8 protein-coding genes are annotated in these 9505 nt (G+C 35.9%); 6 read left to right on the forward strand and 2 right to left on the reverse strand.

Annotated elements, in window-relative coordinates; genetic code table 11:
- Positions 1–658 precede the first annotated feature (658 nt).
- The 4 genes from BW961_RS28635 to BW961_RS28650 are packed head-to-tail and all read left to right on the forward strand — an operon-like array spanning position 659 to position 5755.
- Positions 659–1963, forward strand: a complete 1305-nt coding sequence (locus BW961_RS28635) for a primase C-terminal domain-containing protein (RefSeq protein WP_068591221.1) — start codon at positions 659–661, stop codon at positions 1961–1963.
- A gap of 25 nt (positions 1964–1988) precedes the next feature.
- The gene (locus BW961_RS28640) at positions 1989–2492 is read left to right on the forward strand and encodes a hypothetical protein (RefSeq protein ID WP_068591222.1); all 504 of its coding nucleotides are present in this window, start codon (positions 1989–1991) and stop codon (positions 2490–2492) included.
- 3 nt (positions 2493–2495) lie between these two features.
- Positions 2496–4958 (forward strand): helicase HerA domain-containing protein, encoded by a 2463-nt coding sequence (locus BW961_RS28645; RefSeq protein ID WP_068591224.1) that lies wholly within the window; start codon positions 2496–2498, stop codon positions 4956–4958.
- A 2-nt stretch (positions 4959–4960) separates the two neighbouring features.
- The gene (locus BW961_RS28650; RefSeq protein WP_068591226.1) at positions 4961–5755 is read left to right on the forward strand and encodes a replication-relaxation family protein; all 795 of its coding nucleotides are present in this window, start codon (positions 4961–4963) and stop codon (positions 5753–5755) included.
- A gap of 404 nt (positions 5756–6159) precedes the next feature.
- Here BW961_RS28650 and BW961_RS28655 read toward each other — a convergent pair whose 3' ends face one another.
- The gene (locus tag BW961_RS28655) at positions 6160–6822 is read right to left on the reverse strand and encodes a hypothetical protein (protein ID WP_068591228.1); all 663 of its coding nucleotides are present in this window, start codon (positions 6820–6822) and stop codon (positions 6160–6162) included.
- 390 nt (positions 6823–7212) lie between these two features.
- Between BW961_RS28655 and BW961_RS28660 the strand changes: the two genes are divergently transcribed.
- The gene (locus BW961_RS28660) at positions 7213–7584 is read left to right on the forward strand and encodes a hypothetical protein (protein ID WP_068591230.1); all 372 of its coding nucleotides are present in this window, start codon (positions 7213–7215) and stop codon (positions 7582–7584) included.
- Positions 7584–8927, forward strand: coding sequence for an FtsZ/tubulin family protein (locus BW961_RS28665; protein WP_068591232.1), 1344 nt, complete (start codon positions 7584–7586; stop codon positions 8925–8927). Before BW961_RS28660 ends, BW961_RS28665 begins: the two co-directional genes overlap by 1 nt.
- Positions 8928–9310: 383 nt before the next feature.
- Here the strand turns inward: BW961_RS28665 and BW961_RS30985 are convergent.
- A partial coding sequence (locus BW961_RS30985) for a hypothetical protein (protein ID WP_212568143.1) occupies positions 9311–9505 on the reverse strand: 195 nt, incomplete at its 5' end.

Here is a 9505-nt window from a genome sequence, read left to right on the forward strand (position 1 = left end):
GTGATTCGATTTTAAGAAAAAAGGGGCTGATCGTGTGCTTCAGATTCGGATAAATCCGTTAGGAAGTATTGTAATGAACGCTTCAAATAGGAGGGATATAGAGCAGAATATATCAATTTGTAATATTTAACAAATCAGGATTCAGTGGATAATTATTTTAAAATCGCACCTAATTTTTTACTATAATAAAAATTATTTTACATTGTGTATAACTTTTCCCTTTTAATTTGAAAACATATATGCTAAAATGTGGATAACTTAATTCGGCTCGTTGAAAAAAAAATAGCCATTGCAGCGGCTAGAAAAAGAGTTGGTAGCTCTTATACTAGTTAGCTGAATCATCCGACCTCCATCGGAATTATCAGTGCTGAAACAATGACTTGATTTATTTAACTTAAATTTATCACATAGTCATTTATTTTTCAAGTATTATAAAGCCTTGATTTGTCTTCGATGGAGACGGATTTAGGCTTTTTTTGATGTCTAAATTAAGTACATAATAGTTAATTTCATTTAAGTTATCTTTTTAATTTTTTTTTAAATACGTATTTATATAAATCGGTTTAAGCCTTTAAGTTAATTCCAAAAAAATGGAATAATCTCAAAGGCCTAGTTTCTTATTGTCTTTTTTAGCTAATATCTGAAGGGAGGGTGAGCTATGGAACTTCAAAAAGTTGTTGATAATTATTTTTTTGACTCGCTCTATGATAACGATCTAAAAGGTGTTCGCTTTGTTCGGGTGAGTCCTCAAGGAGAAGAAAATTACGAAAAAGATGTAGCTTGTAGTGATAAAAAGAAATTATTAGACCTCATTTGTGATTCTCGATGGTTCACTCCTAATGTGTTTAACCTTTCAAAGTGTGGACGAATCAAGAAAAACGTACAGTTTATTACTACATTTGCTCTTGAATTTGATTGCTATCTACCTAGCCCTATTGATGTATTAGATAAGATTAGTGAGGGAGGATTAATGCCTCCACACTTTCTTGTTAGATCTAAAACACCTGGTCATTGGCATGTGTACTGGCTAATTGATCCAATAGCAGCATATAGCAATAATGTTACTCACCACATCAAAATATCACGACTAATGGCACAATTAACGGGTGCTGATATTAAAGGTGTTGGTGTAGAGAGATGGTTTGCAGTACCTAAAGGTGATATCTATCAATATGCTCACTCTGACGTGAATTATACATATCAAGAATTTAAGGATTGGTATGAAACTAATAATGATATAGTCCAGTACGCCAATACTAGTAGCCAGAGGGCCAAAATTTTAAAGCTTGATGTATTTGGTCATCCAGCTATTCAAAAGCTTCTAAAAGGCTCTCAAGTCGGACAGAGAGACAATTCTTGTTTTACCCTGGCACTGCTATATTACTCTCAGAGTTGGGAAATAGCTGATGCACTATCAGAATTGATGCGTTGGAACGAGAGAAACGAATTACCTATGAAGATAAAAGAAATTAAAAAGTGCTTGAAGAGTGCTTATTCCGGAAAATATAGGGGGCCTAGTGCTAGTTATATTGAGATTCTAACTGGAATTCCTTTCAAAATGCGTATTATGCGAGAATATAAGGGAGAAAAAACTTATCAAAAACTGTACGATATTGAGTATAGGATACTACAGCTTATCCGCAAGTCTATAACTCTTTCAATGAGTCAATCAAATATTGCAAAAAAAATTGAAGCACCATTGAGATCTGTTAAAAAGGCGATAAAACAACTTATTGACCAAAAACGAATAATTGCAACTGGGGGCGGGGCAGGAAAAGGGAATGTAGCTACATACTCTTTAGAAAATCAGAAGTGGAAAAAAGTTATTGAAAATAATAAGAATCACAAAAATATAGGCCCTAAAAATCACAATCCTAGGGGTCCTGAAATCTCCGAATCTATGAAAGGTGCAAATTCCTTTACATCTTTTAGTAGCTATGCTCCTGATGGGGGTTGCGGATAATACATATTAAGGAGTGGTGCTTGTTATGCGTATTGGTGTTTTTGGTTTCTTTCCTCCGGTTGCATTCTCGGATGTTTCTCTTGTTTCTTTAGTCCCTGGAGATTCTCTTGTTGGTCCTTTCCAGGGTTTCGTTTTTTGTTCTTATTCTGTTCCTCCTTCTACGGTTCTCTCTGATTCTTGGCTGACTCTTGCTCTTTCGCTTTCAGCGTTTGGTTTCCCTATTCTCTGGAGTGTTGCTGAACATCCTCGATGGCTCGTTAAGGCTGAAGCTTTGTTATCGACTTCTGGAGTGCTTGTGGTAGACAGTACTTTACCGGAGGTCCCCCTGCTCGAACATATCGTTTTATTTGTACATAGTCTCTCTTATACACCTGCGTCGTCTGCGGTTTATGCTTTACGTTTTGATAGTATGGTTTCTTTGGTTGAAGCTGAAGTCTTGGATTATCTTGTGTCCTTATCTGATCCTGAACTATTTCTTAAGGATCTAATTATCGAGAAGTTAGAGTCTATTCTTACTAAGGAGGTTTAACTGATGGTGAAGTTAATTGGTTTAGGACGTGATAAAGCGTTATTTACTCAATATGTGCGGATTATACCTCATGCGACTACCAATGCTTCAATAGAGCCAGTTATACGGATGATGGATCATTTACACTCTTTTCGTAGGCCCTTCCGTGAGGAATTGCAAAAAGGTCGCGTACATTTTAGGTATTTAATTCATAGATCAAAGACAGGAAAATTGACGTTCTATTTAGGGTTTCCTAGTGATCGTTCAACCGGTATCCTACGTATGATGAAAATGTTATATCCTGATGTTGAGTTAGAGGATATTACACATGATGCTATTCCATTAACTCCTGATCCACAGCTGCCGGTAGGTTTAGTTGGGGGGGTGATGAATTCGTTTAATGATAATCGTTCTGGCTTTTCCTTTAAACGATATGATGGTTGTACTGATTTTGAAGATGTTTTATTTTCACTTGGAGATGAGAAGGATTCAGAAGCCTGGTTAGATATTACTGTTATTCCTGAGAAAGATAAGAATATAAAATCTAAGATAAAGGCAAGTATGGATTCCTTTAAAAATATATCCTCATCTTCATTTTTATCAGATGCTGGCTTATCGCGTAACGATTTTGCAGCTGCCTTACGCGGTCAGCAGAAACACACAAACAAAAATAAACCGGTGAATATTAGTAGAGATATGTCTCAAGAACAAAAGCAGCAGCTGAAGGCTCTTGAGCAGAGATATACAGGTAGAGAATCTGTTTTTGCTGTTAACATTGGTATTCTGTGTCATGGCAAATATCCAGATGCACAGTTACAAACCATTGCTAGTACTATAAATCATATGTTCAAATTAGATAATAATTTGTTTCTTCAGAAAATTAGAAAATATGAAGGTTTTGTTTTTAGTACAGAACCTAAGGTGAAGTCTGATAATTGTGTTATCATGACCGGTCCAGAGCTAGGTAATGTTGTGCGATTACCTCAAAGTAAACATAGAATTTATGAACGTATTCCGCACATTAAAATAGGACAAACATTACTTTCTAAGGATGAGTTAACCAAGGGAATTCATGTTGGCCATATGGATCATCCCGTAGGTGGAAACGATAGATCAGTAAAAATACCAGTTAAAGAGATACTGAAGCATTTTGTTTTAACTGGACAAACAGGATCAGGAAAGTCTTCAATGCTTATGGAGATTTTTGATGCTCTTATATCTGAATTTATTGAACAACCTAAAAACGGCGTTGGATTTACCTTGTTTGATCCAGCACAGGAAACGGTTGCAAGTATTCTGAATCGATTACGGCATTATGAGAAAATTGGAAAAAAAGTTGATTGGTCTAAAATTCATTACTTTAACTTTAGTAGAGAAGATTATGTCCTTCCTATGAATTTGCTATATAGGAGAAGAGAAGAACCAATCTATAACGTGTCAAATGAAGTTCTTGAACTAATTACTTCTGCTTATGGACCAGCAGTTAGAATGGAACGAATTGTTAGAAATTGTTTAGGAACGCTTATGAATGATCCTATAACAAGTCATAGTATTTTAGGAATGCTTCCACTACTTATGGATACTCATTTTCGAAATCAAATTGTTCCTAAATATGTAAATGATGATTATATGCTTTCACAGTTCTGGAAAAATGAATTTCCTGCTCTCTCTGAAACCAGGGGATTTGTGGAACCTCTCCTAAATAGACTTTCACCATTTCAGACTAATGCTGATATGAGAAGGATGTTTGGCCACCATGAGATGAAGTTACAAATTCGAAAATGGATGGATGAAGGTCACATAGTTTTGTTTGATATAAAGGGTCTGTCAAATCAAGCAATTAAGCTTGTGGGTGGATATGTAGCAAATCAATATCATAAAGAGGCTCAGACAAGATCTACAGGATCAAGGGCGCACCTTCTAATCTATGATGAAGCTCATGAAACTCAATTTCCTGTGTTAACTACAATTCAGGCAAAGGATAGAAAACATGGTCTAAGTTTGGGTCTCTGTACACAGTTTTTAGAACAATTTACACCTGAATTAGTAAAGAGTATTACTGAAAATGTAGGGAATATTTTTTCTGCTCGGCAAGGTCCAGAGTCAGGAAAAATAATTTCAAGAATGACAAGAGGTACGTTTGATCAGGATACATTGCAATCTTTACCAGATAATAGAATAGCGATATACACCTGGTCCGTAGTTAATGGGGAAAAAAGAAGAGCTACTGCAACAGTACGCTGTGCTCCACCTTATGTATACCGTCCAGATGGATCCGGAGAATGGGCAGATTACGAAAATGAACGTGAGATGGAAACTGCTTTTAAATGGGGATTACAACGTGGCATGGCGCTATTTAAAAGAGATGGAATATCAGCAAATGAGGTCGATAGGAGTATAAGTCATTATCTTAAAACTGGAAGACCTTTAGATAACCAGGAGGCTGCTGGAGAAGATCAGCTAAAACCTAAATTAAGGAAGTGGTAGATATGCTTTTTAAGTGGGTAGATCATGATAGATTAACACGGGTTGAACAGCTGCAGAACATTATTTTTGATATGGGAATTGCAACAGCAGAACAGCTAATGGCCATAACGGGAATGCAGTATGACAACCTAAGATACCACATACATAAGATTCAGAAAAGTGGCCGGGATATGCTAAGGGTTTACTATTTGCCAGCAAAGTTTGGTGTTCGTAAACGAGGGGCATATACACTTGGTCCAGATTCAATTAGGCTGGTATGTCAGATGCGAAACGCTCCAGAAACAGCAAAAGTTATCACATCTGCAATGATGATGCATCACATTGGTACAAATGACATTCTACTGAGGGCAAAGAAGCATAGTGAGCTTAATAGACTGAATATTGATTGGACTGGTGAAAAACTATCTACTGAATTGTTATACCTCGATCTGTTGGAAATAGATCCTGAAGAAGCAAATAGACCAGGGTTTAAAAGACAGCTTCGACCGGATGCAAAATTAACGGTAGGATCCGCAGAGTTCTTTATAGAATTTGATAATGATACTGAAAATCCAAGAAGAATTGAAGAAAAATATCGACGATATATTGAGCTACATGAAAAATTAAATTTCACCTCTCCGATCCTCTGGGTTGCGCCAAATGAGAAACGATACAACGTTCTAAAAACAAATTGGCAGTCATTGTTAAATGGGTCATTTCAACATCAAAATAATAAGCCAACATCAATATTTGCAATAGCTGGGGATGAGACAAAATTCTATCCAATTCGAAAGAAATCAGTGACCAATAGTAACTAGTTTTCACATATTAATAAGAATAACATTCAGATAACAACCAACTATAGATGGGCTAACAATTAACTAACGGATAATAGAGCTAAAAGCAACTAGAAAGACCACTACAGAGACAACTTGGTTCGCTAAGAACCATTATTTTTAAACTAACTAACTAGCGTTACATACACTACAAAGCCGACTGTACTATATCCTCTGAATTCTATCTATTAATCAGTTACTATTCACACATAAAAACAGAACTAAGAACCTCACTAAAAAGAACTAACAAAGAGTAAGGAACCTACGGTTCCTTACTCTTTGTTAGTTCTTTTTAGTGTATCTATAGGGGATTATAGATTGGCCTGTAGGGTTGCAGATCAATTTGAAAAACAGAGTAGGATAAGGTCGCTACCCTACTCTGTTTTTCAAATGTCTGCCCCTAGCTCCTTGGATAATCGATCTGCATAATGATCTTTAACGTACTGGATAATAAACTTTTCCCTTTTAAGATGGTCTTCTTCTTTACGAAATAAACCTATTTTAATAGAACGATCTGATAAAGGTAATTTTATCCACTCGTCTAGTGCTTCAAGTTTCAGTGATGAATTTATACGATGATCGGTAATTCTATCGGTAATATTCTGCTGTCTTTCTTCTAGACGTATTCTAAGATTATTTTCTTCAAGCATCAACTTTTGTTTTATATTGTTGTTTTCTCGCTCAAGATCTCTCTGATCAAGGATGTCTATCAGTTCTGATTGGAATAGTCTCTTCATGCTATCCAATAATTCTACTGACAATTCATTCTGTTTGCCCGTAAAGCCCTCAGGGAAAGGTCTGAGATCGAATTCATCTGGTAATTTGTCATATATACCATTTAAAGACCAACCGGCCGTACGCTTTTCTTTAATGTACCTACCAACTGAAAGATCTAATTCATCATAGACTCTAGTTTCATCTGCAGCTCTGGATACAAAATGAATGTTTTTCTTTTCCAAGGTATTGAACCATTGATTAACAGTTGTGTAGTGACCATCTAGTAATCTTGCAAACTCTGTTAACTGCCAAAACTTTTTTTCTTCAACCATATTAACTCTACCACTTCCTTTCCGTTCGTTTATCCATACTAAAAAGATAGTCTAGATGAAGTGTAAAGGCTAGTACTAATCATTTAAGATAAATTAAACATAATCTATATCTAATGTAAAGGCTAGTACTATTCAAAGTAGACTAGTCTACTAGTAGCGAATATCCAACCAGTAGTTGATAATCAGTTGCTATGTATTGAATGAAATTATTAATATATAGGCTATCGCTAGTTACTAGTTAATGACTAGTTGATAATATATTGATTAATATTGTAGAACTATTGAAATTTATACCAAAATAGTGGTATAATCTATTTGAGGTTGTTTAGTGACAAAAAGAGGCGTTTTGTGTCGTAATGTCACGAAATAAAAGTGGAGGAGGTTTTGTTTTTGGACAATTATATTTCAATTGAAGAAATCTGCAAACAAATAATGAAAGGTACCATCTTAGATATCTTTTTCGTGATTCAGGAAGAGCAAAATATATTCAAGTCTGAAATTGTTAGAAAGTTTATTGAAAATGATCCAGATCCTGAAGCGAAATTCACTAAATACAGGAGTCTGGTAGACATAGGTATAGCAAAGTTAGAAGGAGCACTATTTATTGATTGCTGGAAAGAGGGAAACAAAGAGAAATATTATTTAACGGATTATGGAACTGAAGCAGCCTATTGCATAGGTGGATTAATAGAGAAAACTCCAAATATATTATTCGGTAGTAAAATTGCTTCTAAAACAGTTAGTTATGAGGAGGAAATTTAATGCAACAGAATATTGATCAGGTATGGCCGTTAGAAGGATTCGTTCAACAAAAAAATGCGGATTCTGGTTTGAAAATGGGGTTTGTGGGTTTAGGACAAGGTGGTTCGAAGATTACGGATGCATTTGCAGGAATTAAACGAATAAATGGTGAGCAAGTTTATCCATGTATTATTGTTAACTCTAACAAAGGGGACATGAATGATCTTAAGAATATACCTGCTCGTTTTCGCTTACCTCTTATTGGATATGAAACTGGTGTAGGAAAAGATCCTGACATTGGTAGAAAGGCTTTTGAAGAAAATGGATCAACGATTTTTGAAGTAATTGGTGAAGAAATGAAAGATTGTAATATTATATTTGTCGTAAATTCAATGGGTGGCGGTACAGGAACGGGTGCAGTAAATATTTTGGTAGATGCAATTGCTGATTTTTTGCATGTGCCTGTAGCTGTTATAACTACTCTACCAAGACCGAATCAAGTTGAAAGCCTTAATGCATACAATGCGATGGTAGAACTTGCCCCTAAACTGAATGAGATCCGAACTAATGAGGAAGATGATAATGGTTATCGTGTCTTACAGTCTCTTGTTATTCTAGACAATGAGAAGATAGTAAAAGAGCATAGTGAAGCACCAGAAGTAAAAAATTTGACTTGGGATTTATATAGCAACTATAAGGTTGCAAGTATTCTTCACGAATGGAGCGTACTTACTAGTTTAGAAAGTGCATTCACTTTGGATGCAGCGGATCTACTTAATCATATAATATTAGCAGGAGGAGTTATTACTTTTGCGAAAAAGAAAATAAATCTTGAAGAAGTTACTAATAATGAAGATTTAATTAATGAGATCATTAGTACGTATAAAGGTAGAAATGTACTAGCTAATGGATTTGACTATGAAAAGGATATGCGTAGCCTAGCACTAGTTGTTGTGCTTCCTAGGGATCGGAAGGATCGTATAAATCAAGATACACTGGAAGTGATTCGCACTAGAATGAAAGTAGAACTGCCTAATGTAGATGTGTATCTCGGTTCTGTGACCTATGGAAGTAAAACAAATGCTATAGTTTACACTATGGCTAATATGGGTGGATTACCTGAAAGAGCTAGAAATTTACGTACAGAGGCTGAAACACTTAAAAAGCTTAGTGAGGAAAGAGAAAAAGCTGCTTCAGGTTTTGACATGGGAGGTAAGATTGAAAAGAAACAAATATTAAATACTCGCGCGCGATTGACTTCAGGAAATCCTTTTGACCAAGTAGCTGCTACTTCAGAAAATGACTCTCAGTTGTCATCTAATCGCAATCGAGTTATAAAAAATAACCCATTCCCCAAAAGATAAAGTGAATCAGTTATGTATTTAATAGAGACCACTAAGGATGATGATGCCTAGTGGTCTATTAATTGTGATAATTATTGTGAAATAGATTTCTAAGAAGGATCAAAAGAGGTTAATTAACAGTTCTGAGCTTTTTTAATACGATATATTATAATGACCTCATTTCGTCACTATTAGTGACAAAATGAGGTCATTATTTTCTTGGATAGAGTAAAAGGGGATATATAACTATACGAACCTTGTTGTTCATTAGTGTTTATTTGTCTCTAAAGATAGAGAGGTTTGAGATTTTGGTGATTGGATGGCCAGGATTGGTGGGAGTAGCATGATGTGATTCTCCTTGACAGCAGCCAGGAACCGGCCAATAGAAAGGGTTGCCATAATGGTTAAATGGTCTGCGAATCCGGAGGGACGGGATCGGTGGGAGCAGCAGCATGATGTGATTTGTCTTCAGCAGCAGCCAGGAACTGGCCAATAGAAAAGAGCTGGCCATAATGAGCAAATGCTCTGCGGATCCGGAGGGACGGGATCGGTGGGAGCAGCAGTATGATGTGATTCACCTTCAGCAGCAGCCAGGGACT

The organism is Paenibacillus macquariensis, assembly GCF_900156375.1.
GTDB classification, from domain to species: domain Bacteria; phylum Bacillota; class Bacilli; order Paenibacillales; family Paenibacillaceae; genus Paenibacillus_AQ; species Paenibacillus_AQ macquariensis.

What these genes read in the sequence shown, in the direction of transcription:
- BW961_RS28635 (WP_068591221.1), top strand. Translation starts at nt 659, where the DNA reads ATGGAACTTCAAAAAGTTGTTGATAATTATTTTTTTGACTCGCTCTAT.
- BW961_RS28640 (WP_068591222.1), top strand. Translation starts at nt 1,989, where the DNA reads ATGCGTATTGGTGTTTTTGGTTTCTTTCCTCCGGTTGCATTCTCGGAT.
- BW961_RS28645 (WP_068591224.1), top strand. Translation starts at nt 2,496, where the DNA reads ATGGTGAAGTTAATTGGTTTAGGACGTGATAAAGCGTTATTTACTCAA.
- BW961_RS28650 (WP_068591226.1), top strand. Translation starts at nt 4,961, where the DNA reads ATGCTTTTTAAGTGGGTAGATCATGATAGATTAACACGGGTTGAACAG.
- BW961_RS28655 (WP_068591228.1), bottom strand. Translation starts at nt 6,822, where the DNA reads ATGGTTGAAGAAAAAAAGTTTTGGCAGTTAACAGAGTTTGCAAGATTA.
- BW961_RS28665 (WP_068591232.1), top strand. Translation starts at nt 7,584, where the DNA reads ATGCAACAGAATATTGATCAGGTATGGCCGTTAGAAGGATTCGTTCAA.